Annotated in this window: 24 protein-coding genes, 2 tRNA genes and 1 pseudogene; 13 read left to right on the top strand and 14 right to left on the bottom strand. The window is 64.1% G+C overall.

The window, feature by feature from the left end:
- The 3 genes and pseudogenes from E6C48_RS14020 to E6C48_RS14010 form a co-directional block, all read left to right on the top strand.
- The coding region (locus E6C48_RS14020) for an IS3 family transposase (RefSeq protein ID WP_136358204.1) at window positions 1–97 on the top strand (97 nt) is incomplete at its 5' end.
- Between the two features lie 22 nt (window positions 98–119).
- Window positions 120–440 (top strand): annotated as a pseudogene (locus E6C48_RS14015) (ATP-binding protein); the annotation flags it as partial.
- A gap of 25 nt (window positions 441–465) precedes the next feature.
- Window positions 466–1,467: a hypothetical protein gene (locus E6C48_RS14010; protein ID WP_136358202.1), complete on the top strand. Its 1,002-nt coding sequence runs from the start codon at window positions 466–468 to the stop codon at window positions 1,465–1,467.
- Between the two features lie 74 nt (window positions 1,468–1,541).
- Here E6C48_RS14010 and E6C48_RS14005 read toward each other — a convergent pair.
- Window positions 1,542–1,618: transfer RNA gene (locus tag E6C48_RS14005), tRNA-Asp, on the bottom strand.
- A gap of 270 nt (window positions 1,619–1,888) precedes the next feature.
- Between E6C48_RS14005 and E6C48_RS14000 the strand changes: the two genes are divergently transcribed.
- Window positions 1,889–1,964, top strand: a tRNA-Val gene (locus E6C48_RS14000).
- Window positions 1,965–2,235: 271 nt separating this feature from the next.
- Here E6C48_RS14000 and hupB read toward each other — a convergent pair.
- The 4 genes from hupB to E6C48_RS13980 all read right to left on the bottom strand — a co-directional run bounded on the left by hupB (window position 2,236) and on the right by E6C48_RS13980 (window position 7,655).
- Window positions 2,236–2,508 carry a DNA-binding protein HupB gene (gene hupB, locus E6C48_RS13995; RefSeq protein WP_136358200.1) on the bottom strand — a complete coding sequence of 91 codons (273 nt, stop codon included), beginning with the start codon at window positions 2,506–2,508 and terminating at the stop codon, window positions 2,236–2,238.
- 199 nt (window positions 2,509–2,707) lie between these two features.
- Window positions 2,708–5,119 carry an endopeptidase La gene (gene lon / locus E6C48_RS13990; protein WP_136358198.1) on the bottom strand — a complete coding sequence of 804 codons (2,412 nt, stop codon included), beginning with the start codon at window positions 5,117–5,119 and terminating at the stop codon, window positions 2,708–2,710.
- Between the two features lie 330 nt (window positions 5,120–5,449).
- Complete coding sequence (gene clpX, locus E6C48_RS13985) at window positions 5,450–6,724, bottom strand: ATP-dependent Clp protease ATP-binding subunit ClpX (RefSeq protein WP_136358196.1); 1,275 nt, start codon at window positions 6,722–6,724, stop codon at window positions 5,450–5,452.
- A gap of 298 nt (window positions 6,725–7,022) precedes the next feature.
- On the bottom strand, window positions 7,023–7,655 hold the full coding sequence (locus E6C48_RS13980) for an ATP-dependent Clp protease proteolytic subunit (protein WP_136358194.1): 633 nt from the start codon (window positions 7,653–7,655) through the stop codon (window positions 7,023–7,025).
- A gap of 221 nt (window positions 7,656–7,876) precedes the next feature.
- On the opposite strand from E6C48_RS13980, the gene E6C48_RS13975 reads away from it, so the two are divergent.
- Both E6C48_RS13975 and E6C48_RS13970 read left to right on the top strand, forming a co-directional pair.
- Window positions 7,877–8,605: a hypothetical protein gene (locus tag E6C48_RS13975; protein WP_136358192.1), complete on the top strand. Its 729-nt coding sequence runs from the start codon at window positions 7,877–7,879 to the stop codon at window positions 8,603–8,605.
- A 108-nt stretch (window positions 8,606–8,713) separates the two neighbouring features.
- The gene (locus E6C48_RS13970) at window positions 8,714–9,970 is read left to right on the top strand and encodes a cytochrome P450 (RefSeq protein WP_136358190.1); all 1,257 of its coding nucleotides are present in this window, start codon (window positions 8,714–8,716) and stop codon (window positions 9,968–9,970) included.
- A gap of 50 nt (window positions 9,971–10,020) precedes the next feature.
- On the opposite strand, the gene E6C48_RS13965 is transcribed toward E6C48_RS13970, so the two are convergent.
- From E6C48_RS13965 to E6C48_RS13940, 6 genes are all read right to left on the bottom strand, one after another.
- A complete protein-coding gene (locus E6C48_RS13965) occupies window positions 10,021–10,947 on the bottom strand; it encodes a metallophosphoesterase (protein ID WP_136358188.1) in 927 nt (308 codons plus the stop codon).
- Window positions 10,948–11,025: 78 nt separating this feature from the next.
- On the bottom strand, window positions 11,026–11,376 hold the full coding sequence (locus E6C48_RS13960) for a cupin domain-containing protein (RefSeq protein WP_407940994.1): 351 nt from the start codon (window positions 11,374–11,376) through the stop codon (window positions 11,026–11,028).
- Between the two features lie 165 nt (window positions 11,377–11,541).
- On the bottom strand, window positions 11,542–12,825 hold the full coding sequence (locus tag E6C48_RS13955; RefSeq protein ID WP_136358184.1) for an O-acetylhomoserine aminocarboxypropyltransferase: 1,284 nt from the start codon (window positions 12,823–12,825) through the stop codon (window positions 11,542–11,544).
- Between the two features lie 147 nt (window positions 12,826–12,972).
- A complete protein-coding gene (locus E6C48_RS13950; RefSeq protein ID WP_136358183.1) occupies window positions 12,973–13,494 on the bottom strand; it encodes a CoA-binding protein in 522 nt (173 codons plus the stop codon).
- Window positions 13,491–13,910: a VOC family protein gene (locus E6C48_RS13945; RefSeq protein WP_136358237.1), complete on the bottom strand. Its 420-nt coding sequence runs from the start codon at window positions 13,908–13,910 to the stop codon at window positions 13,491–13,493. The genes E6C48_RS13950 and E6C48_RS13945 overlap by 4 nt, the downstream gene beginning before the upstream one ends.
- Window positions 13,910–14,731 (bottom strand): enoyl-CoA hydratase, encoded by an 822-nt coding sequence (locus tag E6C48_RS13940; protein WP_136358181.1) that lies wholly within the window; start codon window positions 14,729–14,731, stop codon window positions 13,910–13,912. The genes E6C48_RS13945 and E6C48_RS13940 overlap by 1 nt, the downstream gene beginning before the upstream one ends.
- A 153-nt stretch (window positions 14,732–14,884) precedes the next feature.
- Between E6C48_RS13940 and E6C48_RS13935 the strand changes: the two genes are divergently transcribed.
- The 5 genes from E6C48_RS13935 to rpsI all read left to right on the top strand — a co-directional run bounded on the left by E6C48_RS13935 (window position 14,885) and on the right by rpsI (window position 17,158).
- Window positions 14,885–15,337 carry a PaaI family thioesterase gene (locus E6C48_RS13935; RefSeq protein ID WP_136358179.1) on the top strand — a complete coding sequence of 151 codons (453 nt, stop codon included), beginning with the start codon at window positions 14,885–14,887 and terminating at the stop codon, window positions 15,335–15,337.
- Between the two features lie 54 nt (window positions 15,338–15,391).
- Complete coding sequence (locus tag E6C48_RS13930; RefSeq protein WP_136358177.1) at window positions 15,392–15,577, top strand: type II toxin-antitoxin system HicA family toxin; 186 nt, start codon at window positions 15,392–15,394, stop codon at window positions 15,575–15,577.
- Between the two features lie 9 nt (window positions 15,578–15,586).
- Window positions 15,587–15,985, top strand: a complete 399-nt coding sequence (locus E6C48_RS13925; protein WP_136358176.1) for a type II toxin-antitoxin system HicB family antitoxin — start codon at window positions 15,587–15,589, stop codon at window positions 15,983–15,985.
- A 232-nt stretch (window positions 15,986–16,217) separates the two neighbouring features.
- On the top strand, window positions 16,218–16,682 hold the full coding sequence (gene rplM, locus E6C48_RS13920) for a 50S ribosomal protein L13 (protein WP_136358174.1): 465 nt from the start codon (window positions 16,218–16,220) through the stop codon (window positions 16,680–16,682).
- Entirely contained in the window at window positions 16,682–17,158 is a 477-nt protein-coding gene (gene rpsI, locus E6C48_RS13915) for a 30S ribosomal protein S9 (RefSeq protein WP_136358172.1), read from the top strand. Before rplM ends, rpsI begins: the two co-directional genes overlap by 1 nt.
- 162 nt (window positions 17,159–17,320) lie before the next feature.
- Here rpsI and E6C48_RS13910 read toward each other — a convergent pair whose 3' ends face one another.
- On the bottom strand, window positions 17,321–18,715 hold the full coding sequence (locus E6C48_RS13910) for an MFS transporter (protein ID WP_136358170.1): 1,395 nt from the start codon (window positions 18,713–18,715) through the stop codon (window positions 17,321–17,323).
- Window positions 18,716–18,884: 169 nt separating this feature from the next.
- Window positions 18,885–19,511 (bottom strand): invasion associated locus B family protein, encoded by a 627-nt coding sequence (locus E6C48_RS13905; protein ID WP_136358168.1) that lies wholly within the window; start codon window positions 19,509–19,511, stop codon window positions 18,885–18,887.
- A 217-nt stretch (window positions 19,512–19,728) separates the two neighbouring features.
- On the opposite strand from E6C48_RS13905, the gene E6C48_RS13900 reads away from it, so the two are divergent.
- Window positions 19,729–21,543 (top strand): extracellular solute-binding protein, encoded by a 1,815-nt coding sequence (locus tag E6C48_RS13900; protein WP_136358166.1) that lies wholly within the window; start codon window positions 19,729–19,731, stop codon window positions 21,541–21,543.
- Window positions 21,544–21,567: 24 nt separating this feature from the next.
- Window positions 21,568–22,245 (top strand): DsbA family oxidoreductase, encoded by a 678-nt coding sequence (locus tag E6C48_RS13895; RefSeq protein WP_136358164.1) that lies wholly within the window; start codon window positions 21,568–21,570, stop codon window positions 22,243–22,245.
- Between the two features lie 277 nt (window positions 22,246–22,522).
- Here E6C48_RS13895 and mfd read toward each other — a convergent pair whose 3' ends face one another.
- Window positions 22,523–26,005: a transcription-repair coupling factor gene (mfd, locus tag E6C48_RS13890; protein WP_136358161.1), complete on the bottom strand. Its 3,483-nt coding sequence runs from the start codon at window positions 26,003–26,005 to the stop codon at window positions 22,523–22,525.

The following is a 26,005-nucleotide window of genomic DNA, read 5'->3' as shown; positions in this document are numbered from 1 at the left end:
CGATTACATCGAGCGCTTCTACAATCCCCGGCGACGGCACTCGACACTGGGCTATATGAGCCCCGTCGAGTTCGAGGAGAAAGCTATGTTAGCTTAACCCCGTGTCCGAAAAACCGGCAGCAGGCCAGATCGCCAACCGGCTCGCCCATTCCGATCTCGTCATCCTCGATGAACTCGGATATCTGCCCTTCAGCGCGTCAGGCGGGGCGCTGTTGTTCCATCTACTGAGCACGCTCTACGAGCGCACCAGCGTCGTCATCACCACCAACCTCAGCTTCAGCGAATGGGCGACCGTCTTCGGTGATGCCAAGATGACGACGGCGCTGCTCGATCGCCTCACCCATCATTGCCACATCTTGGAAACCGGAAACGACAGCTTCCGCTTCAAGAACAGCTCAGCACAGGCCGCAACGAGCAAGAAGGAGAAAGCCGCCCCTTGACCAAAACCTAAGACCCAAACCATACATGAAGGCGGGTCACTTCTCGGCGAAAATCCCGGGTCAGCTCTCAGCGGAAATCAACAGCGAGGCGTTTGACGTCTATCGAGGCACCAACGAATGGGCGAAAAAGGCCATTCGAACGCGCGAGGATTGGGAGCGTGCCTGGAAGTATATAGGGCCTGTTTTCGGGCGGTACTCGCCTGCCATGGTGACAATGCCGACGATCTCAGCCTGGCGTCAAGGCATTGAGGACGACATCAGTCTGCGAGAAGCCCATCGGGCGCTGAAAATCTGGCGCGCGCTCTGGAAGGTCATGGCTGCGCTCAAATACTGCCAGTTGGAAGGCGATCCGTCTCTTGCGGTGGCAAACACAGAGCCGAAGGGGCGCAGCGAGACTTGGTCCGAAGGTGAGGCCGTTCGCTTGGTGAAACGCGCCTTCCGCATGGGCTATTTCGGCTTGGCGGCGGCCTTGGCCTGCATGTGGGACGGCTCAGTATCACCAGTCGATGCCAGGTCCCTCACCTACGGTCAATTCCGCCGAGACGGGAAAGGGTGCTGGTTCGAGCTGAGCCGTGCGAAATCGGGACGTGACGCCGTTCTGACACTGTCCAAACGAAGCGCGCGGTTGCTGGAATGGTATATGCATCACCGCTTTGGCGATGCTGAACCTCTGGCAGGCGTTCGACTGTTCCAGACCAAAGGCTTTACACCGGCGCCAGGATCGAAGGGCGGCAGACCACGTCAAGGCGCTCCCTACACGCGCAATTCTTTCTCCGAAGACTTCCGCACCGTTCGATCCGTCGAGTTCCCAGGGGATACTCGCATGATGCTCGACTTCCGGCGGTCGGGTAGCGCTGAGGCCGTCGCCGGCGGCGTGGAAGGTACAGCCCTTTCCGCGAAGCTGGCAAACTCGTTGAGCGAATCGAAAAAGCTCGAACAGACCTACGTGCCGGTTCAAGTCGAAATGGTCAGGCGGGCCGATGCGGCTCGACTGGAGGGTAGGAAGGCCCTTCGTGGGAACAAATAGAGCCGAAAGTTTGAATTGCCGGTCTGGCGTTCAAACTTTTTCGAGGGAAGATGGTAGCTAAGCCTTTGAAAGAATGGCGCGAGTGACGGGGCTCGAACCCGCGACCTCCGGCGTGACAGGCCGGCACTCTAACCGACTGAGCTACACCCGCGCTTGCGGCGCACAGGACACGTCCGGTGCGTCGTTGCGCGGTGGATAAGGGGTTCACCGCTGGGTGTCAAGCGCACCTTTGGCGCTATTCTCACCGGCCGAAGCTTTTTTCCACGACGCCGTTCCGCGCCCATCGCGGCATCCGCCTTTCACCCGGCCGGCACGCCCGGAAAAGAAGCGATTTCGACCTCATCAGTGGCGGTGTCCTGCGAGGGATACGCCGTATTTGTCCTTGCGAAGCGGAGATCAACCGCTTAAAGCTCCGACCCGCGGGCGATTAGCTCAGTTGGTAGAGCATCTCGTTTACACCGAGAGGGTCGGCGGTTCGAGCCCGTCATCGCCCACCATTTTATATCTCACGGCAGTTCGCTTCGCTCACGCCTCCGACGGGGCGGGCGAAAGCCCGGGCCGCGGTCGCGGCCTCGTTCCGGTTCTTTACCTGATCTCACGGCAGTTCGCTTCGCTCACGCTTCCGACGGGGCGGGCGAAAACTTGGGCCGCAGGCGCGGCCTGCTCCAGCCTGAGTGACCTCCTCCCGCCCCGCCCTTTCGCGTGCCCCCGGCAAACAAAAAGCCGGGCAATGCCCGGCTTCCTGCATGGAACCGAAGGAAGGCGATCTTAGTTGACCGCGTCCTTGAGGCCCTTGCCGGCCGAGAACTTCGGCACGGTGCGCGCGGGGATCTTCACCTCGGCGCCGGTCTGGGGATTGCGGCCGGTCGAAGCCGCACGCTTCGAGACGCTGAAATTGCCGAAGCCGACCAGCCGGACATCGCCACCCTTCTTCAACTCGCCGGTGATGACGGAAAAAACCGCATCGACCGCCGACTGAGCGTCACCCTTGGAAATCTTGGCCGCATCGGCGACGGCGGACACCAGTTCGTTCTTGTTCATAAGGTTTCCCTTCCATGAGAATGCCGGAACACGTCGACTCATCCGGCTGGGCCCGGACTTTATGGAGAAGCGCTGCGACAACCAAGCGGAAATGCTGGCCGGAAGGCGAAAAAAGCCCGGAAATCCGGGCTTTTTCACATGAAAAAGCCGGGCGCGAAGCCCGGCTTTCCATTTGTTGCAATGCAGCGTCGCAAAACACTCAATGAGCGAGCGACTTGCCGGCGTCCTCGGCCGCATCGACCGGGCCGGGCGTCGTGGCCGGCTCCACCCATTCGATCGGCTCCGGCACCCGCACCAGCGCGTGCTGCAGCACTTCTCCGACCCGCGAGACCGGGATGATTTCCATGCCGTTCTTCACGTTGTCCGGAATCTCCGCCAGATCCTTGGCGTTGTCCTCCGGGATCAGCACCTTCTTGATGCCGCCGCGTAGTGCCGCCAGCAGCTTTTCCTTCAAGCCGCCGATCGGCAGGATGCGGCCGCGAAGCGTGATCTCGCCGGTCATCGCCACGTCGGCCTTCACCGGAATGCCGGTCAGCACCGAAACGATGGCCGTGGCCATTGCGGCACCTGCGGACGGACCGTCCTTCGGCGTGGCACCCTCGGGCAGATGCACGTGGATGTCGCGCTTGTCGAAGAGCGGCGGCTCGATGCCGAAATCGATGGCGCGGGAGCGGACATAGGAGGCCGCCGCCGAGATCGATTCCTTCATCACGTCGCGCAGGTTGCCGGTCACCGTCATCTTGCCCTTGCCGGGCATCATGACGCCCTCGATCGTCAGCAATTCGCCGCCGACCTCGGTCCAGGCAAGCCCGGTGACGACACCGACCTGGTCGTCCGTCTCGGCCATGCCGAAGCGGTAGCGCTGCACGCCGAGATAATCGGCCAGGTTGTCCTGGGTGATCTTCACCGCCTTCTTCTTGGTCTTCAGGATCTCCGTCACCGCCTTGCGGCCGAGCTTCATCAGCTCACGCTCGAGCGAACGGACGCCCGCTTCGCGCGTGTAGGTCTGGATGATGCCGCGGATGGCGTCCTCGGAAACCGAGAACTCCTTCGGCTGCAGCGCGTGGTCGCGGACCACCTTCGGCATCAGGTGCCGCTTGGCGATCTCGACCTTCTCGTCCTCGGTGTAGCCGGCGATGCGGATGATCTCCATGCGGTCCATCAGGGGCGCAGGGATGTTCAGCGTGTTCGCCGTCGTCACGAACATCACCGAGGACAGGTCGTATTCGACCTCCAGGTAATGGTCCATGAACGTCGCGTTCTGTTCGGGGTCGAGGACCTCGAGCAGGGCCGAAGACGGATCGCCGCGGAAGTCCTGGCCCATCTTGTCGATCTCGTCGAGCAGGAAGAGCGGATTGGACTTCTTGGCCTTCTTCATCGACTGGATGACCTTGCCGGGCATCGAGCCGATATAGGTGCGGCGGTGACCGCGGATCTCGGCCTCGTCGCGCACGCCGCCAAGCGCCATGCGCACGAACTCGCGCCCCGTCGCCTTGGCGATCGACTTGCCGAGCGAGGTCTTGCCGACGCCGGGAGGACCGACGAGGCACAGGATCGGCCCCTTCAGCTTCTTCTGGCGGCTCTGCACGGCCAGGTACTCGACGATGCGCTCCTTGACCTTGTCGAGGCCGAAGTGATCGGCGTCGAGCACTTCCTGGGCGAAGTTCAGGTCCTGCTTGACCTTGGAGTTACGACCCCACGGGATCGACAAGAGCCAGTCGAGATAGTTGCGCACGACCGTCGATTCCGCCGACATCGGCGACATCGAACGCAGCTTCTTCAACTCGGCTTCCGCCTTCTCGCGGGCCTCCTTGGAGAGCTTGGTCTTCTTGATGCGCGCTTCGATCTCGGCGGCCTCGTCGCGGCCGTCCTCGCCCTCGCCGAGCTCCTTCTGGATCGCCTTCATCTGCTCGTTGAGGTAGTATTCGCGCTGGGTCTTCTCCATCTGGCGCTTGACGCGCGAGCGGATGCGCTTCTCCACCTGCAGGACGGAGATTTCGGCTTCCATGAAGCCCATCGCCTTCTCCAGCCGCTCCTTGACGGAGAGCGTGGCGAGCATTTCCTGCTTCTCGGGGATCTTGATGGCGAGATGCGATGCGACCGTGTCGGCCAGCTTCGAGTAATCCTCGATCTGGCTCGCCGCCCCCACCACCTCGGGCGAGATCTTCTTGTTCAGCTTGACGTAGTTCTCGAAGTCGGAGACCACCGAGCGCGCCAGCGCCTCGATCTCGACTTCCTCCTCGCCCGGCTCGTTGAGCATGGTCGCGCGGGCTTCATGGAAATCGCCGCGATCGGTGAATTCCGAGATGCGCGCACGCGCAGCACCCTCGACCAGCACCTTGACGGTGCCGTCCGGCAGCTTCAGCAGTTGAAGCACGTTGGCGAGCGTGCCGACGTCATAGATGGCGTCCGGCTCCGGATCGTCATCGGCGGCATTCTTCTGGGTTGCGAGCAGGATCTGCTTTTCCTGCCCCATCACCTCTTCAAGGGCCTTGATGGATTTCTCGCGGCCCACGAACAGCGGCACAATCATGTGCGGGAAGACGACGATGTCGCGCAGCGGGAGGACCGCGAAGACGCCGTCGGCGGGGGACCTGGAAGTTTTGGCCATTGTCCAACCTTTCTGTCGCGACCGCTCTAAGCCAATCGCGAATCTCATATTAACGACCGCGGGTCGTTCCGCCTATCATCCTTTGTGACGGGAGTTTGTCAGCACGGAATGCAGCCCATCGGCCTTCCGTCGATAGGTGGATGCTGGCGACGGAAAGATCAAGGGCAAATGGCAGGCGACTAACTTGCCCCGCACGGAACGGAAGCGGCAGCCGCACAGCAAAGCGGCGCCTTTCGGCGCCGCCAGGCATTCCAAGGGAAAGGCAGCAGCGCCCGTCTCTTCAGCCGCATTTGCGCAACGCCAGACGATTCCGTCTGGCTGCAAAATGCTCTAGGCGCTGACCGGGCCCTTCTTTTCCTTGCTGTCGGAGTAGATGTAGAGCGGGCGGGCGCTGCCCGTAACCACTTCCTCCGAGATGACGACCTCGCGCACGCCTTCCAGCGCCGGCAGCTCGAACATGGTGTCGAGCAGGATCGCCTCCATGATGGAACGCAGGCCGCGTGCGCCGGTCTTGCGCTCGATGGCGCGCTTGGCGATGGCCGACAGCGCGTTCTCGTGGAAGGTCAGGTCGACGCTCTCCATCTCGAACAGCCGCTGGTACTGCTTGACCAGCGCGTTCTTCGGCTCGGTCAGGATCTGGATCAGCGCGGCCTCGTCGAGATCCTCCAGCGTCGCCAGCACCGGCAGGCGGCCGACGAACTCGGGGATCAGGCCGAACTTCAACAGGTCCTCCGGCTCGACCTGGCGGAACAGGTCGCCGCTGCGGCGGTCCTCCGGCGAGGCCACGGTGGCGCCGAAACCGATCGAGGTCTTGCGGCCGCGATCCGAGATGATCTTGTCCAGGCCGGCGAAGGCACCGCCGCAGATAAACAGGATGTTGGCGGTGTCGACCTGCAGGAATTCCTGCTGCGGATGCTTCCTGCCGCCCTGCGGCGGCACGGAGGCGACCGTGCCCTCCATGATCTTCAACAACGCCTGCTGGACGCCCTCGCCCGACACGTCGCGGGTTATCGAGGGATTGTCGGACTTGCGGGAAATCTTGTCGATCTCGTCGATATAGACGATACCCCTTTGGGCACGTTCCACATTGTAGTCGGCCGACTGCAACAGCTTGAGGATGATGTTCTCCACGTCCTCGCCGACATAGCCGGCCTCGGTCAGCGTGGTGGCGTCGGCCATGGTGAAAGGCACGTCGATGATGCGCGCCAGCGTCTGCGCCAGCAGAGTCTTGCCGCAGCCGGTCGGGCCGATCAGAAGGATGTTCGACTTCGCCAGTTCGACGTCGTTGTTCTTGCCGGCGTGGGCGAGGCGCTTGTAGTGGTTGTGGACGGCGACCGACAGCACGCGCTTGGCGTAGGGCTGGCCGATCACGTAGTCGTCGAGAACCTTCAGGATCTCCTGCGGTGTCGGCACGCCTTCGCGCGACTTCACCATCGAGGTCTTGTTCTCCTCGCGGATGATGTCCATGCACAGTTCGACGCACTCGTCGCAGATGAAGACGGTGGGGCCGGCAATGAGCTTGCGAACCTCATGCTGGCTTTTGCCGCAGAACGAGCAGTAGAGGGTGTTCTTGGAATCACCGCCGCCGTTGCTGACCTTGCTCATCGTCCAGTCCTTTTCATGGGCACCCGCCAAGCGGACACACCCGATAACCTATCGCGGGAAACCGCCTTTTCCAGTACCCGGCCCCCGTAGCGCATTCCGTACAAGGCACAACCCGGAAAGCGCCAGCCGATTCGCAGTTCCCCGGCGAAAAAGCTAAGCCGCCGAAGCTCAATAGAGCCTTAACGTAGGCGGTCGGGCTTCCCGAGGGAACAGCCAATTGTGGCGGAAATGCCGCAAATCCACGCAAAAGTTCCGGACCGGCCGGCCTTTGTCGGCCAGCCCGGAGGCAAAGTCCGGCTCAGGCCTTGGCCTCGCCCTCGTTTTCGTCGCGCGACGTCATCACCTTGTCGATCAGGCCGAGACCCAGCGCCTGCTCGGTGGTGAGGAAGTTGTCGCGCTCCATGGCGTTGTGGATCGTCTCGTAATCCTGCCCGGTGTGCTTGACGTAGATCTCGTTCAGCCGCCGCTTGAGCCGCTCGGTGAACTGGGCGTGGATCATGATGTCGGTCGCCTGGCCCTGATAGCCGCCCGACGGCTGGTGGATCATGATCTGGGCGTTCGGCGTGCAGAAGCGCATGTCCTTGGCACCGGCAGTCAGGAGCAGAGAGCCCGCCGACATCGCCTGGCCGACGCACAACGTCGACACCGGCGGCTTGATGAACTGCATGGTATCGTACATCGCCAGGCCCGACGTCACCACACCGCCCGGCGAATTGATGTACATGTTGATCTCTTTCTTCGGGTTTTCCGCCTCGAGGAAGAGAAGCTGCGCGCACACCAAAGAGGCCATGCCATCCTCGATGGGGCCGGTGATGAAGATGATGCGCTCCTTCAGGAGGCGCGAGAAGATGTCGTAAGCGCGCTCGCCACGGTTGGTCTGTTCGACCACCATCGGGACGAGGTTCATGTAGGTTTCATACGGATCTTTCATGGACTGTCCCTTGACACGCAGGATTGAGGCTGAGGCCGAATCGGGGCGCAGGAGCCCTGATGCGTAGATAGGATGGCCCCTCACCCTTGCGCAAGGCCGACCGGAACCGCCTTCCGGTTAAGGTTGCCCGTTAACGAATTTTAACGAATCCGCTTTTCCGCCGTCCGCCTGTCCGCTTAGGTTGAAAAAGGAGTTTCAGTTCGCGTTCAAGGGGTGGCGCAATGTCGACGAAGAAGCTGATGATCGCCGTATCGGCGCTCGCCGTGCTCGGCACGGTATCGGAAACGGCGGCGGGCGGGCGGGCGGTCGCCTGCTACGAGCCTTACCGGACCGCGCCGGTCTACGATACGGTCTATGAGAACGTCGAGGTCAATCCCGGCTACAGCCGGGTCGAGGTGACGCCGGCAATCTACGGCACGCGCAGCCGCACCGTCGTGGTGCGCGAGGAAAGCGTCGGCTACCGCACCATCCCGGCCGAATACGCCTACCAGCGCGAGCGGGTCGAGATCTATCCGGCCACCAGGGTGGCGCGCACGATCCCGGCGGAAGTGCGCACCCGCTACCGCACCGTCAAGGTCGCCGACGGCGGCTACGACTGGGAATGGCGCTGGATCGACGGCCGCAAGGTGCTGTGCAAGGTCAAGCGCAAGGCCCGCTACCAGCGCGTCGCCGAGACGGTGGTGGTGCGCGAGGCCCGCACCGTCTACGAAACCGTGCCCGCCGAATACGGCTACCGAAAGCGCAAGGTGATGGTCAGCCCGGAACGCACCGAGCGCTACGTCATCCCGGCCCGCTACGAAACTGTGGAAGAACAGGTGGTGGTGCAGCCTGAGCAGCGGCGCCTGGTCGAAGTGCCGCCGTCCTACCAGCGCGTGGCCCGCAAGGTGCTGGTCCAGGAAGGCTCGGAAGGCTGGCGGCGCGTGCACATCCGCCGCCACTGCGACGACTGAGGATCGAAGCGCAGAAAGCCGCATAGGATCGTACGCCCTCGTGGCGCGGGAACGTGGCATCACGATACGGTCTGGCACAGGCGCGGCAAACCGGGCTAATGATCCGGCATGACCGAGAAAGCCGTGCCTCCGCCCTACCTCTCCTTCGATCCGGCGAGCCGCCGCGTAAGGCTCTCGCCGCGCGAGCCGGCCTTCGTGCAGAACCCGTACGAGGCCTATGCATTCCTGCATGCGGCGAGCCCCGCCTTCTTCTGGGAAGACTACGGCCATTGGTGTTTCGGCGGCTACGACGACGTCAACCGGTTGCTGCGCGACCGGCGCTTCGGGCGGCAGAACCCGGCCGGCGTGCCGGACAGCCGCGGCGTCGATCAGGACCGCAGCCATCTCGCTTCCTTCGACGCGGTCGAGGCCAACTCGATGCTCGAGTTGGAGCCGCCGGTGCACACGAGGCTGCGCACGCTGGTCAACCGCGCCTTCGTCTCCCGGCAGGTGGAACGGCTTCGCCCGCGCGTCGAGGCGCTGGCCAACGAATTGATCGACGGCTTTCCCAAGGACGAACCGTTCGACCTGATCCCCGCCTATGCGACGCCGCTGCCCATCACCATCATCGCCGAGATGCTCGGCGTGCCGGTCGAAATGGGGCCGCAACTGCTCGACTGGTCGCATCAACTGGTGGCGATGTACACGCTCGGCCGCACGCGCGAGACCGAGGAGATTGCCAACAAGGCGGCTCGGGAGTTTTCCGCCTTCCTGCGCGGCTATGTCGCCGAACGGCGCGACGCGCCGGGCGACGATCTCTTGTCGCTGCTAATCGCGGCGCATGAAGGCGACCAGAAGCTTTCCGAGGACGAACTGGTCTCGTCCGTCATTCTCTTGCTCAACGCCGGCCACGAAGCGACCGTGCACCAGACCGGCAACGCCGTGCGCGCGGTCCTCCAACAGGGCGGCGACCCACGCCGCTTCGTCACAACGGCCGAAGAGACGGCGGCCACGGTCGAGGAATGCCTGCGCTTCGAGGCGCCGCTGCATATGTTTAACCGCTACGCCTATCAGGAGATGGAGGCGGCGCCCGGCATCACGGTGAAGCCCGGCGAGCAGATCGGCCTGCTGCTCGGCATGGCCAACCGCGACCCGGCCGCCTTCGCCGAGCCGCACGCCTTCCTGCCCGGCCGCGCCGACCAGAAGAACGTGTCGTTCGGCGCCGGCATCCATTTCTGCATCGGCGCGCCGCTGGCGCGGCTGGAATTGCAGGTCTCGCTGAAGGTGCTGTTCGAGCGCCTGCCCGGCATAAAGCTGGCCAGCGAGCCGCGCTTCCGCGACAGCTATCATTTCCACGGGCTGGAGGCGCTTCCAGTGTCTGCCTGACGGAAACGGCCGGACCAGGCAGGCCCGGCCGCTCCCCGGCGCTCCGCCGCTCAGATATTCAGCGTGCGGTTCTCCTCGCGGCCGAAGCCGCGGACTTCCAGCCGGTCGGCATAGACCTCAACCACCGAGAAGGCGGACTGGTCCGGCGTATCGACCATGCCCTTGAAGTTCAGGAAGTGCTTGCCGGCAACCTCGCCGTAGTTGCCGGCATGGTTATGGCCGTTGAAGTAGGCGACGAAATTGTCGAAGCCTTTCAGCAGATCGACGACCCGCTCGCTGTCCCACATGTTGTGCTCGTTCTGCGGGAAGACCGGGTAGTGGCCCATGACGATGGCCTTCTCGCCGGCGGCCTGGGCCTTCTTCATGGTCTCTTCCAGCCAGGCGAACTGCTTGTCGCCGAGCGAGCCGTTCCAGGTCTGGGCGTTCGGCGCGCCGCTGGCCTCCAGTTCCGCCAGGCGCTTGGCCGCGACCTCGCGGCGCGGATCGTCCTTCGGAGGCGCAAACAGGCTGACGTCGTTGCCGTCGAGGACGATGAAGCGATAGCCGCCGCCGGCGAAATCGTAATAGGCCTTCTCCATGCCGACGGTGCGGGTCACCGAGGTCAGGTACTCGGCGGCGATATCGAAGTCATGGTTGCCGAGCAGGAAGAAGTGATCGTGCCGCAGCTTGTCGTAGAGCGGCAGGATGTGGTTGTAGCTGTCCCAATGGCGGTCGATGATGTCGCCCAGCGTGGCCACGAACTGCAGGTCCTCCTTGTTGAAGGCCTCGATCGCCTCCGACAGCTTCCACAGGCTGTTGGAATAGTAGCGGTTGAGCTTCAGGTTGGGGACGACCGGCGCGTATTGCGGATCGGCGACGATGCCGAAGCGGAACAGCGGGCCGTCCTGGGCGCCGGCCGAGGTGACGGCAAAGCCCGAAAAGGGCGTAACCAGCGCGGCCGCGGCGCCGGCCTTGAGAACGGTGCGACGGGTAATCATGGCGGTCTCCTTGCTTGTTGGGGGACAAGCCGGAGCTACCCATGCGCGATGACAGCGGGGTGACGGTTCCGTCAAGATTCAAAGACGGATCACGTATTCCTTGCGGGTCGTTTCAACGACTTCCCAGCTTCCCTTGAAGCCGGGCCTCAGCACGAAGGAATCGCCGGCGCGCACCGTGCGCGCCTCGCCGCCGTCCTCCGCGATCACCGAGACGCCGGACAGAATGTGGCAGAATTCCCATTCGTCGTATTCGATGCGCCATTTGCCGGGCGTCGCTTCCCAGATGCCGGCATAAAGCCCGCCGTCGCGCTCCTCGACATTCCAGGTGCGGAATTTCGGATCGCCCGCGACCAGGCGATCCGGTGCGGGCGCTCCCTCCTCCGGCGTGACGCCGGCGGTATCGATGGAAAGGAAGCTTGGCAGACTCATCGACATTCCAATCCAGTATCGGGGTGCGTCCTTCGAGGCTCGCTCCGCTCGCACCTCAGGATGAGGGAAGCCGGAGCTCCGCTTCTCAGGAGAGGTTAGCGCCAAACGGTCCTCATCCTGAGGTGCGAGCGGAGCGAGCCTCGAAGGACGCACCCCGCCTTGATATCAGGCTTTCGCCAGCGCCTGGTCGAGGTCGGCGACGATGTCGTTGACGTCCTCGATACCGATGGACAGACGCACCACTTCCGGTCCGGCGCCGGCGGCGACGCGCTGCTCGTCCGAAAGCTGCCGGTGCGTGGTCGAGGCCGGGTGGATGACCAGCGACTTGGTGTCGCCGATGTTGGCGAGGTGCGAGAACAGCTCCAGCGACTCGACCAGCTTGATGCCGGCGTCGTAGCCGCCCTTGAGGCCGAAGGTGAACACCGCGCCGGCGCCCTTGGGCGAATACTTCTGCTGCAGCGCGTGGTTCTTGTCGTTCGGCAGGCCGGGATAGGACACCCAGGCCACCTTGGGATGGTTCGACAACCAGGCGGCGACGGTGGCGGCGTTGTCGCAGTGGCGCTGCATCCTGAGCGGCAGCGTCTCCAGACCGGTGAGGATCAGGAAGGCGTTGAAGGGCGAAATCGCCGGGCCGAGGTCGCGCAGGCCGAGCACGCGCGCGGCGATGGCGAAGGCGAAGTTGCCGAAGGTCTCGTGCAGCACCATGCCGCCATAGTCGGCACGCGGCTGCGACAGGAGCGGATACTTGCCCGACTTCGACCAGTCGAAGGTGCCGCCGTCGACGATGATGCCGCCGATCGAATTGCCATGACCGCCGATGAACTTGGTCAGCGCGTGGACGACGATGTCGGCGCCGTGCTCGATCGGCCGCACCAGATAGGGCGAGGCCAGCGTGTTGTCGACGACCAGCGGCAGGCCGTGCCTGCGCGCGACCTCGGCGATCTTGGCGATGTCGACGAACTCGCCGCCGGGGTTTGCAAGGCTTTCGATGTGGATCGCCTTGGTGCGGTCGTCGATCAGCTTGTCGAAGCTCGACGGGTCGTTGACGTCGGCCCAGCGCACTTCCCAGCCGAAGCTCTGGAAGGACGAGCCGAACTGGTTGATCGTGCCGCCATAGAGCTTGCGCGCGGCGACGAAGTTGTCGCCGGGGCTCATCAGCGTGTGGAAGACCAGAAGGTGCGCGGCCTGGCCCGAGGCGGTGGCGAGCGCCGCCGTGCCGCCTTCGAGCGCCGCGACGCGCTCCTCCAGCACCGCCTGGGTCGGGTTCATGATGCGGGTGTAGATATTGCCGAACGCCTTGAGGCCGAATAGCGAGGCGGCGTGATCGGCGTTGTCGAAGACGAAGGACGTCGTCTGGTAGATCGGCGTGGCGCGCGCGCCGGTGGCCGGATCGGGCTTGGCGCCGGCATGGACGGCAAGCGTGTTGAAGCCTGGTGCGCGCTGGTTCATGAAAAATCTCCCTCTACCCCTGCACGGAACTCGCGGCGCATTCTTGGCGAAGCCGCCGCCGGAATGCAAAGGAGAAAATTTCCCGAAGCCGGATATTTCGACGCAGATCGAAGCGACGGAATGGCCGATCTTGGAAATTTCTTCCGACTATTTCTGCCGGATGCCGAAACTCTGGAAGCCGCCGCGCATGATGGGCCGCTTCGAAGAAATGACGCCGGAAGAGACACCGTTCCAGCCGATCTCGCCGGACAGCCGGCCATATTCGATCTTCGGGCAGCGGTTCATCACCACCTTGACGCCGGCGGCCTCCGCCTTCGCCGCCGCCTCGTCGTTGCGCACGGTGAGTTGCATCCAGATGACCTTGGGCAGCGGGTCGAGCGCCAGCGCCTCGTCGACGATCGGCGGGACGGCGGCGGAGGCGCGGAAAATGTCGACCATGTCGATGGCCGCCGGGACATCCGCCAGCCTGGCATAGGCCATGCGTCCGAGGATATCCCTGCCGGCTTGGCCGGGATTGACGGGAAAGACCTCGAAACCCTTGGCCAGCAGGTATTTCAGCACGAAGAAGCTCGGTCGCACCTCGTTGGCCGAGGCGCCGACGATGGCGATCGTCCGCACTGAATTGAGAATGCCGGCGATGTAGGCGTTGTCGTAACTGTCGTGATTCATGCGGGCAACGCTATACGGCCTTCCGCGTCGATCGGGAAATCGGGATTGTGGGCGACCTCCCAGAGATTGTTCTCCGGGTCGGCGAAATAGCCGTACCAGCCGCCCCAGAAGGCGCGACCGGCCGGTTTCACGATACGACCTCCGGCCTTCTCGGCCTCAGTCAAAACGTCATCCACCTCGGCATCCGAGCGGGTGTTGTAGGCTAGATAGACGCGCGATGGCGCGGAGCCGAAGCCAATGCCGGCATCCGCCTCGGCGCTAGCGCGCGGAAAAAGCCCGAGGATCGCGCCGCCCATCTGGAAGAAGGCAACGCCGTCGCGGATACGGTGGCGCACCAGGCCCATCGCCTCGTAGAAGGCTGCCATGCGGTCGAGATCGTCAACGGCGATAGTGACGATGGAGATGCGGGGTTCCATCACTCGCCCTTCCACTCCGGCTTGCGCTTGCCGACGAAGGCGCCGATGCCCTCCTCCGCGTCGCGCGCCAGCATGTTCTCGACCATGACGCCGGCGGTGTAGTCATAGGCATCGGAAAGCCCCATCTCGACCTGGCGATAGAAGGCTTCCTTGCCGATCTTCAGCGTCAAAGGCGATTTCGACGCAATGGTTTCGGCATATTTGTTCACGACCTGATTCAAATATTCGCGCGGCACGACGCGGTTGACGAGGCCGAACTCCTTGGCGGTCGCGGCGTCGATCGTCTCGCCTGTCAGCAGCATCTCCATCGCCTGCTTGCGGCTGGCATTGCGCGACAGCGCCACCATCGGCGTCGAGCAGAACAGGCCGATATGGACGCCCGGCGTGCAGAAGGTCGCCTCGTGCGCGGCAACGGCGAGGTCGCAGCTCGCCACCAGTTGCAGGCCGGCGGCGGTGGCCAGCCCCTCGACTTCGGCGATGACCGGCTTCGGGCAGTGGACGATGGCCTGCATGAGCGCCGAGCAGTCGGCGAAGGTGCGCTCGAAGAACGCCCTGCCCCGGTCGGCGTCGGCCCTGTGCGCGGTCAATTCCTTGAGGTCATGACCGGCGCAGAACACTTTTCCCGGCGCGGCGAGGACGACGACGCGCACCGACCTGTCGGCGCCGGCCCGCTCGATCTCGGCCTGGAGGGCGGCCATCATGGCCAGCGACAGCGCATTGGCCGGCGGATTGGCCAGCGTCAGGCGCAAGGTGCCGCCTGTCTGCTCGATGATTATGGGGCCTTGCGCATCCTGGCGCTTGATGGCGACGACTTCTGCCAATTTCTCCTCCATGGCTGCGACGGCGGCTGGATGGCCCGACATTAGTACGCCCGTCCGCGAGGTCCAACCGTGTTCGTCTGTGCCAGAACCAAAGGCGCGCTGGACGAACGTTCCCGGCATCGCCATATAGGCAGCGGAACAAAAGGAGACGACATGCCCGCGCAGGCCAACCTGACACCGGTGCTGACGGCGAAAGAAGTTAACGATCTCATGGCCTCGGCGTTCCCCCAGCTCAACCGGGGCGGCCATTTCTACGAGGCCATCGAGGTCTTTCCCGGCGGCTGCACGGTCCGCCTCAACGCCGACGAGCGGCACCTGAGGCCCGGCGGCACGGTATCCGGCCCGGCGCTGTTCACGCTGGCCGACATCGGCGGCTACGCCTGCGTGCTCTCCCATGCCGGGCCGGACGCGCTGTCGGTCACCGTGAACCTGGACATCAACTTCATGCGCAAGGCCGAAGCCGGGCCGATCGACGGCCGCTGCCGTATCCTCAAGCTCGGCAAGACCCTGATGGTGTTCGACATCGACATCATGGCCGGACCGGACGGGGAAACGGTAGCGCATGCGACCGGCACCTATTCGATCCCGCCGAAAAGAACGGCATGATCCATCTGGAAATCGGAAAGGGAATGCGTATATAATTGCGCATCGGCGAAAGAGATGGAGCGGGACAGCAGAGAGATCGTCAAGCGTCTAAAGCAGGAAGGCTTCGAACTGATCTCGGTTCGCGGCTCGCATCATAAGTTCCGCAAAGGCGATATCGTGCTGATCGTGCCTCATCCGAAAAAGGACCTGCCCATCGGCACGGCACGGGCAATCTCAAGGCTGGCGGGCTGGATTCGATAGGACTTTGCCATGAAAACCTATTTCGCCTTGGTCGAGAAGGACAAGGACAGCGCGTTCGGCGTACGCTTTCCCGATATTCCGGGGGTTTTTTCCGCGGCAGATCAACAGGATGACGTCGTCGCGCAAGCGGTGGAAGCATTGCAATTGTGGGCAGAAGACATGCCGCTTCCGGCCCCTTCACCGCACGAACAGATCGTTGCCGACGCCGATGTCCGCGAGGCGCTGGCGAAAGGAGCTTATCTGATTTCGGTGCCCCTCATCGACAACGACAGCGCAGTCGTGCGCGCCAACGTCACTTTCGAGCGCGGCATGCTGCGCGCCATTGACGCCGCAGCCCACGATCGAGGCCTGACCCGCTCGGCTTTCCTGGCGAGTGCGGCGCGGCGGGAAATCGAAGCCAAGCATTAAGCTTATATGAGGTAAAATAATACCTCATTCCTAATGCATTGATTTCAAAAAGATTCTCTCGTCAATATCATATTTCAGGCGCTTGACGCTGCTCTCGCCCTCCCCTATAAGCACCACCGAAACAGCGGCCCGAAAAGGCCGCCGTTTTGTTATTGACGGCGCAGGCCGCCAAGCCAAGCAACAAGAAACGCCTTCGGCCTTCGGGCGGAGGGTCCCAAAGAGAGCACGAACCATGGCAACCTTTTCGCAGAAGCCTGCGGACGTGGTGAAGAAGTGGGTGCTGATCGACGCCGAGGGTCTCGTCGTCGGCCGGCTCGCCACCGTCATCGCCAACCGTCTGCGCGGCAAGCACAAGCCCACCTTCACTCCGCATGTCGACGACGGCGACAACGTCATCGTCATCAATGCCGACAAGGTGGTTTTCACCGGCAAGAAGTACACTGACAAGGTCTACTACTGGCACACCGGCCACCCCGGCGGCATCAAGGAGCGCACCGCGCGCCAGCTGCTCGAGGGCCGCTTCCCCGAGCGCGTCGTCGAGAAGGCCGTCGAGCGCATGATCCCGCGCGGCCCGCTCGGCCGTCGCCAGATGAAGAACCTCCGCGTCTATGCTGGCGCCGAGCATCCGCACACCGCCCAGCAGCCCGAGACGCTCGACGTCGGCGCGCTGAACGCCAAGAACAAGAGGGCTTCGTAATGGCTGAGCTTTCCTCGCTCGCAGAACTGGGCACCGCCGTCGCTGCTGAGCAGCCGGCCGCCCCCGTGCACGTCCAGAAGCTCGACAAGTCGGGCCGCGCCTACGCCACCGGCAAGCGCAAGGACGCCATCGCCCGCGTCTGGGTGAAGCCCGGCTCCGGCAAGATCATCATCAACGACAAGGAATTCGGCGCCTATTTCGCCCGTCCCGTGCTGCAGATGATCCTCAAGCAGCCGATCGTCGCGGCCAACCGTGACGGCCAGTACGACATCGTCGCCACCGTCGCAGGCGGCGGCCTGTCCGGCCAGGCGGGCGCCGTTCGCCACGGCATCTCCAAGGCCCTGACCTACTACGAGCCGACGCTGCGCGGCGTGCTCAAGAAGGGCGGCTTCCTGACCCGCGACAGCCGCGTGGTCGAGCGCAAGAAGTACGGCAAGGCCAAGGCTCGCCGCTCGTTCCAGTTCTCGAAGCGGTGAGGTTTCGATCGGCCGCAAGGCCGAGCTGAATGTCCGGTGGACATTCAGCAGAAACCGAACGCCCGGAGCCATAGCGAAGGGCAGCGTTTCAAGGACTGCCATCAATTCAAAAAAGGCCGCCTTCGGGCGGCCTTTTTCGTATGTCCGGCACGCGATATGGCGTTACGCGGGCTCTTCCGCTTCGCCGGAACGCGCCAGAAAGATCGCGACGGCACCGGCTGCGAACCCCATCAGCACCGCCGAGATGACCAGGGCCATGTGCATACCGGCAACGAGACCGAAGGACGTCAGCGCGCCGAACAGAGCCACGCCGATGGCGCCGGAGGTTTGCCTGATCGTGTTGAGAACGCCGGACGCCATGCCGGCCATGCCGGGCGGCACGGCTTCCAGGACCGCGGTCGTCATTGCCGGCACGGCAAGACCGGTGCCAATGGTGAGCACCAGAAGGCGCCAGATCAGCGATGCATAGGGCGTCGCAGCATCCACCGACAGAAGCAGGGCGAAGCCGAGCATAGCGACGGCGGGACCGACGATCAGCGGCAGACGCACGCCATAGCGAGCCACCACCGGGCCGGCCGCCACGTTGGCGACGATGACGGCGGCAAGGAACGGCGTGAAGGCAGCGCCGGCGATCATGGGCGGATAGCCCTTCACCTGCTGGAAATAGAAACTCAGCAGGAAGATCAGGCCGTAGGTGGTCATGTTCACCGCCAGCCCGACGAAATTGGCAACGGCGAAGGCGGGAATGCGAAAAAGGCCGAGCGGCAGCAACGGATGGCGGGCACGGAGCTCGACAGCGATGAAGGCCACGCCGGCACCGGCAGCCACGGCAAAGGCTGAAAGGACGAGCGGAGCACCGAAACCGGACGTGCCGCCCTCGATGACCGACGCCGTCAGGATGAACGGCACAAGGACGGCGAGCGCCTGGCCGGCGATGTCGATGGGCGGCCGCTCCGGCTTCACCGGCGTCTCGTCGAGAAAGGCCATCGCCATCGCGATGGCTGCGATGCCGATCGGCAAGTTCAACAGGAAGATGCTCTGCCAGCCAAACCGGTCGACCAGCAGGCCGCCGAGCGGCGGGCCAGCGGCGAAGGCGGCCGCGCCCGCCGCCGTCCAGATCGAAACGCCCCTCGCCCGCAGCGCGTTGTTGCCGTTGCTGGCATGGCTGAGCAGCGCCAGGGAACACGGCATCAGCATCGCCGCGCCTATTCCCTGCACGGCTCGCGCAACAACCAGCACGGCGCCATTCGCGGCAAGGCCGCAGCCGAGCGACGCGAGGGTGAAGACGGCCATGCCGAGGCTGAAGATGCGCCGTGAGCCGAGGCGATCGCCGAGCGCCCCCCCCGCCATCAACAGCGCGGCAAAGACCAGCGCATAGCCGTCGACCACCCATTGCAGGCCCGCCACATTCGTCGACAACGCCGCGCCGATCCGTGTCAGGGCGATGTTGACGACGGATATGTCGAGCTGGACGACGACGAAGCCGAAGCTGGTCGTCACCACGGCCAAAGCGTAAGGGATGCGGGACGAACCGGTTCGATGACGTGCGGCAGGCATGTCCGCCAAGTAAGCCGAACGCCACGCCACGCAAGACGGAGCGGTCGCGGCTGCTGACAGCATCCTGTCGGCAGGAGAATTTGCGTTCGCCGACGAAAAAGGCTCCGGCGCGGACCGGAGCCTTTTTTCATGCCGTTTCGAACCGCCGCAAAATCGGCGGCTCCCGGGATCAGTTGCCGGCCTTGGCCTTCTCCTGCTCTTCCTTGAGCTTCTTGGCGAAGTCCTCGTTGTTCTTGGCAACGAAGTCCTGCAGCTTCTTCTGCCGGTCCTCGATGTCGGACTGCTTCAAGGCCGGACCGTCGAACGCTTCGCTGAAGCCGGTCAGGGCGACCTTGATCGGGTTCGGCTGGTTCTGGAAATTGATCGAGGTCAGCGTAAGTTGCTGGCCCTTCTTGAAGGAGGTGACGAGCTGGTCGGTCAGCGGCACCTCGGCCACGCAACGGTCGGGGAAGCAGATGACGTAGTCGAGCTTCTGCGTCTTGCCGCCGTCGACCTGCAGGCCGATGCCGGGCTGCACCAGACGGCCGGTCGGCACGGTGACCTGGAAGACCTTGCGGTTCACCTTGCCGCGCAGGTCGATCAGGCTGACGCCGGTGATGAGCTGGCCGTTGCCGGCGGTGGTGATGTTCTGCACGTTGCAGATGTCGACGTCTTCCTGCTTGGTGCAGGCCTTGAACCAGCCCTGCGGAATCTGCTGCTGCTGAGCCGAGGCCGAGGGAACGGCAGCACCAAGCACGCCGGCCACGCCGGCGGCCACGAGCGAAAGGCGGAATGCGTTGCTGTTCAGGCTCGTCATATGGTGCAATCCTCTGAAATGGTCGTGCCGGCTTTGCGCGCCTCGCGACGTGCTACCTCTTGCCGAAATGAGGCAACAGAATGACTTGCGCGGCGTGTTACACTGCCCGCGCCGTCGAATCCAGTCCACCGGCTTCATTTCTTTGGCAGATGCCGTCAGGGTGCGCATGCTAGTTTCGAAACCGAATCACCCGTTCGAACATCGAGGCAAACCGGTCATGCGCCGCATCTCTTTCCGGCTGGCTGCCGCCGTCCTTTCAGCCTTCTTCGCCGCCATCCCGGCGCGGGCAGCGCAAGGCATCGCCATGCAGGGCGAACCCGAACTGCCGCCCGGCTACACGCATTTTCCCTACGCCAATCCGGACGCGCCGAAAGGCGGCGCGATCACCTATTGCGTGGTCGGCACTTTCGACAACCTCAACCCGTTCATCATCAAGAGCCTGCGCACCACCGCGCGCGGCGTGATCGACATCATCTACGGCAATCTCGTCTTCGAGACGCTGATGGCGCGCAACTACGACGAACCGTTCGGCCTCTACGGCCTGCTCGCGGACGACGTGAAGATGGATCCCGACCGAAAGTGGATCGAATTCCACCTCGATCCGAAGGCGAAGTGGTCGGACGGCGAGCCGGTAACGCCGGAGGACGTGCTGTTCACCTACGACACCTACACCGAAAAGGGCCGGCCGCCCTATTCCGACCGCATGAAGAAGGTGGCGAAGCTGGAGAAGACCGGCGAGCGCAGCGTCAAGTTCACCTTCAACGACAAGGCCGACCGCGAATTTCCGCTGATTATCGCGATGACGCCGATCATTCCGAAGCACGCCTTCGACAAGGAAACCTTCGACCGCACGACTCTGAAGCCGGTCATCGGCTCCGGGCCCTACACGATCGCGGAGGTGAAGCCCGGCGACCGCATCGTCTTCAAGCGCAATCCCGACTACTGGGGCAAGGACATTCCGGCCAAACGCGGCTTCGACAATTACGACCAGATCACCATCCAGTATTTCCTCAACGCCAACGCGATGACGGAGGCTTTCAAGAAAGGCATCTGCGCCATCGACACCGAGACGGACCCGGTCAAGCGCGAGCGCGACCTGGATTTCCCCGCCTACAAGCAGGGCAAGGTCGTGGCCGAGACGTTCCAGTCCGGCATACCTCCGGTGGTGAACGGCTTCCTGTTCAACACGCGGCTGAAGAAGTTCGCCGATCCGGCCGTGCGGCGCGCGCTCGGCATGCTCTACGACTTCGAATGGGCCAACAAGAACCTGTTCGATGGCAAGTTCACCCGCACCATGAGCTACTGGCAGGGTTCGGAACTGTCGGCGCTCGGCCATCCGGCGAGCGAAAAGGAAAAGGCGCTGCTCGCCCCCTTCCCCGGCCGCGTGCCGCCGGACGTCATGGACGGCACATGGCGGCCGCCGGTGACGGACGGTTCCGGACAGGACCGCAAGGTGCTGAAGGCCGCTTTCGACGTGCTGAAAGCCGCCGGATACCACATCGAAGGCGGCAATATGGTCGATCCGCAGGGCCAGCCCTTCGGCTTCGAGATCCTGACGTCCAGCCAGGAGGAAGAGCGGTTGGCCGCGCTCTACCAGCGCACTCTGGCCAAGCTCGGCATCGAGGTGACGATCCGCGCGCTGGACGGCGACCAGATCCAGTCGCGCAAGCAGCGCTTCGACTTCGATGTGCTGATCGGCTCCACCGGCTTCACCAATTCGCTGTCGCCGGGCATAGAGCAGATCGGCCGCTGGGGCTCGGCCTCCGCCAATGCCGAGGGCTCGTTCAACCTCGCCGGGGTCGCCGATCCGGCCGTCGACGCGGCGATCGAGGCGATGCTCAACGCGCGCCAGAAGGACGACTTCGTCGCCGCCGTCAGGGTGCTCGACCGGCTTCTGATCTCGGGCAACTACATGGTGCCGATGCAGCACAATACCGAGCAGTGGATTGCGTACTGGGCCTATATGGCCCATCCTGACAAGACGTCGCTCTACGGCTACCAGTTGCCGACGTGGTGGCGGAAGGCGAATTGATCGCCAGCGGCGAAAGGACAAGCCATGAGCGACAATTCAATCAGCATCGACGTGGTGTCCGACGTCGTCTGTCCCTGGTGCTTCCTCGGCGAAAAGCGCCTCAGGGCGGCCATCGCCGCGGTCGGCGACGTCGACGTCACCGTGCGCTGGCGGCCGTTCCAGCTCGACCCGACCATTCCGCCGGAAGGCAAGGACCGCAAGGACTACATGCGCGCCAAGTTCGGCGACGGCGACCGGCTGCATCAGATCCATGCCAACCTGACTTCGCTCGGCGCCGTCGAAGGCATTTCCTTCGACTTCGACGCCATTCGCGTCTCCCCCAACACGCTCGACGCCCACCGCGTCATCCGCTGGGCCGGGACGATGGGCGAGGCCGAGCAGAACAGGCTCGTCGAAGAACTGTTCAGCCGCTATTTCGAGCGCGGCGAGAATACCGGCGACGCCGGCGTGCTGATCGAGGCGGCAAAGGTGGCCGGGATGGACACCGCCGTGGTCGAGACGCTCCTGCCGACCGACGCCGACGCCGATGCGGTGCGCGCCGAGATCAACACCGCCGCGCGCATGGGCATCACCGGCGTGCCCTGCTTCCTGCTGGAGGGAAAATACGCCGTCATGGGCGCGCAGGAGCCCGGCGTGCTGGCAGACGCCATCCGCCAGATTTCGGCTGCAAAGGCGCGCGGAGAATTGGAAAAGGCGGAATAACACGCCTTCTTTGTCGGATTTCGCCTTTTCCCTCAGGTGCGTCCTTCGAGGCTCGCTGTGCTCGCACCTCAGGATGAGGGAGGTGGTTTGCTCGGCTTCACTTTCTTAGATCGTTTCACCGTTTCATGGAAACGGCGTAACGATCTATCTCTTTGTTTTAGCCGCATTTGTGCGACGCCGGACGATTCCGTCGGGCTGCAAAATGCTCTAGGTTCAATACAAAACGGCCTTCATCTTGAGGTGCGAGCGACGCGAGCCTTGAAGGACGCACCAAAAACTACCCCGCCAGCTTCGCCAGCTGGGTCATGACCACGGCGGAGCCGGACAGGCGCTTCTCCGCATTCGGCCAGTCGCGGATGAAGACGATGGAATGATCGGCGCGGATCTTGGCCAGCGAGCCCTGGTCGCCGATGTATTTGACCAGCCCGGCCGGATTGGCGAAGGTCTTGTTGCGGAAGTGGATGACGACGCCCTTCGGCCCGGCGTCCAGCTTCTCGACATTGGCCTTGCGGCACAGCGCCTTGATGAAGACGATCTTCAACAGGTGCTTGACCTCCTCCGGCAGCGGGCCGAAGCGGTCGATCAATTCGGCGCCGAAGCCGTCGATCTCCTCCGGTGTCTCCAGGTCACCGATGCGCCGGTAGAGCGCCAGCCTGAGCTGAAGGTCCGGCACGTAGCTTTCCGGGATCATGACGGCGGTACCGATGGCGATCTGCGGCGACCAGCCGGTGTCCAGCGTCTCGCCCGAATCCTTTACCTCGGCCACGGCCTCCTCCAGCATCTGCTGGTAAAGCTCGAAACCGACCTCCTTGATGTGGCCGGACTGCTCCTCGCCCAGAAGATTGCCGGCGCCGCGGATATCGAGGTCGTGGCTGGCCAATTGGAAGCCGGCACCCAGCGTATCCAACGATTGCAGCACTTTCAGGCGTCGATCCGCCGTGTCGGTCAGCTTCTTGTTGGCCGGCAGTGTGAACAGGGCATAGGCGCGCAGCTTCGAACGGCCGACGCGGCCGCGCAGCTGGTAAAGCTGCGCCAGGCCGAACATGTCGGCGCGGTGCACGATCAGCGTGTTGGCAGTCGGGATATCGAGGCCGGATTCCACGATGGTGGTGGACAGAAGCACGTCGTACTGGCCGTCGTAGAAGGCGTTCATGATGTCGTCCAGCTCGCCGGGAGGCATCTGGCCGTGCGCCACGCCGACCTTCAGTTCCGGCACTTCCGCCTTCAGGAAGTCGTGGATTTCGGCAAGGTCGCTGATGCGCGGCACGACATAGAAGGACTGGCCGCCGCGATAGCGCTCGCGCAGCAGCGTCTCGCGGATCACCAGCGGGTCGAAAGGCGAGATGAAGGTGCGCACCGCCATGCGGTCGACCGGCGGCGTGGCGATCAGCGAAAGCTCCCGCACGCCCGTCAGCGCCAGTTGCAGGGTGCGCGGGATGGGCGTCGCCGACAGCGTCAGCACATGCACGTCGGATTTAAGCTCTTTCAGCCGCTCCTTGTGCTTGACGCCGAAATGCTGTTCCTCGTCGACGATGAGCAGGCCGAGGCGCTTGAACGAGATCGAGGAACCCAACAGCGCATGGGTGCCGACGACGATGTCGACGGTACCTTCGGCAACCTCCTTCTTGACCTGAGCAAGCTCCTTGGCGCCGACCATGCGCGAGGCCTGCGCCACGCGCACCGGCAGGCCGGCGAAACGCTGCTGGAAGGTCTTGAAATGCTGGCGCGACAGGAGCGTGGTCGGCACCACGACCGCCACCTGGAACCCTTCCATGGCGGCGACGAAAGCGGCGCGCAGCGCCACTTCGGTCTTGCCGAAGCCGACGTCGCCGCACACCAGCCGGTCCATCGGCCGGCCGGCCGAGAGGTCGCCGGCGACGGCATCGATGGCGTTCTGCTGGTCGTCCGTCTCCTCATAGGGGAAGCGGGCGGCGAACTCGCCATAGAGCCCGTCCTGCGGGATCATGGTCGGGGCGGAGCGCATCTGCCGCTCGGCGGCAATGCGGATCAACTGGCCCGCCATGTCGAGCAGGCGTTTCTTCATGCGCGCCTTGCGTGCCTGCCAGGCGCCGCCGCCCAGTTTGTCGAGCGTGGCTTCGGCCGAATCCGAGCCGTAGCGCGACAGAAGCTCGATGTTCTCGACCGGCAGGAACAGCCGGTCGTCGCCAGCGTAGTGGATCTCCAGGCAGTCGTGCGGCGCGCCCGCCGCCTCGATGGTCCGCAGGCCGATGAAACGGCCGATGCCGTGGTCGGCGTGGACGACGATGTCGCCGGCCGAAAGCGAAGCGGCCTCGGCGATGAAGTCGGAGGCGCGCTTGCGCTTCTTGGAACGCCGCACCAGCCGGTCGCCGAGGATGTCCTGCTCGGCGACGACGACGAGACCGTCCGTCTCGAAGCCGGTTTCCAGCGGCAGCACCGCAAGTGCCGCCTGCCCCGTCTCCAGTCTCTCCACCTCGGCCAGCGTGGCGACGATCTTCAGCTTGCCGAGATGATGTTCGGCGAGAATCTGGCCAAGCCGGTCGAGCGAGCCGTCGGTCCAGCCGGCGACGACGACGCGGCGCTTCTTCGCCCGCTCGTCGGCGATGTGCTTCACCGCCGTCTCGAAGACGTTGGCGTTGGGGTCGGCGCGCTCCTCGGCGAAGCTGCGGCCGGCGCGCGAGCCGGCGTGGAAGACCTTCCGGTCGCTCGCTTCAGGTGCCGCGAACGGCGTCAGTTCGATGGCCTCGCGGCCGGCGGTCGCCTCGTTGACGCCCTCCGGCGAGAGATAAAGCAGGTCCGGCGCCACCGGCTTGTAGGGCACCGCGTCCTTGAGTGCGCCCTGGTTGCGGCGCGCGTCGAAGTGATCGAGGATCAGCTTGCGGCGCTCGGCCAGCGCCTCGTGCGCCAGATGATCGAAGACCACCGGCGCCTCCGGCAGATAGTCGAACACCGTCTCCAGCCGCTCGTAAAAGAAGGGCAGCCAGTGCTCCATACCGGCGAAGCGGCGGCCTTCGCTGACGGCGGCATAGAGCGCGTCGTCGCGCGAGGGCGCGCCGAACGTCTCGATATAGGCGCGGCGAAAGCGGCTGATCGTGTCTGGCGTCAGCGCCACCTCGCTCATCGCCTGCAACACGAGCTGGTTGCGCTGGCCGGTGGTGCGCTGGCTGGCGGGATCGAAGGCGCGGATCGATTCCAGCGTGTCGCCGAAGAAATCGAGCCTCAGCGCGTCCTCCGCGCCCGGCACGAACAGGTCGAGGATGCCGCCGCGCACGGCGAATTCGCCGACCTCGCGCACCGTCGGCACGCGCTCGAAACCGGAGGTTTCCAACCGCGCAATCAGCACCTTCATGTCGATCTGGTTGCCGGGCTTGGCCCGGAAGGTCTGCGCTTCGATCGATGCTGCGGGCGGCACGCGCTGCAACAGCGCGTTGGCGGTGGTGAGCACGACGGCGCGGTGCGGCTTGGCCGCCAGCGCCGCCATGCCAGCCAGCGCGTCGAGCCGGCGTGCGGCCGCGTCGGAGCCTGGCGAGACGCGGTCGTAGGGCAGGCAGTCCCATGCCGGAAGCTCCAGCACCGGCAGGTCGGGCGCGGCGAAGGCCAGCGCTTCGACGATGGCCGGCAGGCGCTGGCCGTCGCGGGCGACAAAGACCAGCGGCCGGTCGGGCGCGATCTCGCCGGCGATTGCGGCCAACGCGAAGGCTTCGTAGCCGTCGGCCACCTCATCGACGATGAAGGAGCCGGCGCGGCCTTTCGGCAGGCCGATGGAGGGAATGAGCTTCAT

The organism is Ollibium composti (assembly GCF_004801285.1).
Taxonomy (GTDB): Bacteria; Pseudomonadota; Alphaproteobacteria; order Rhizobiales; family Rhizobiaceae; genus Mesorhizobium; species Mesorhizobium composti.
This window is presented reverse-complemented; position numbering and strand designations above follow the sequence as displayed.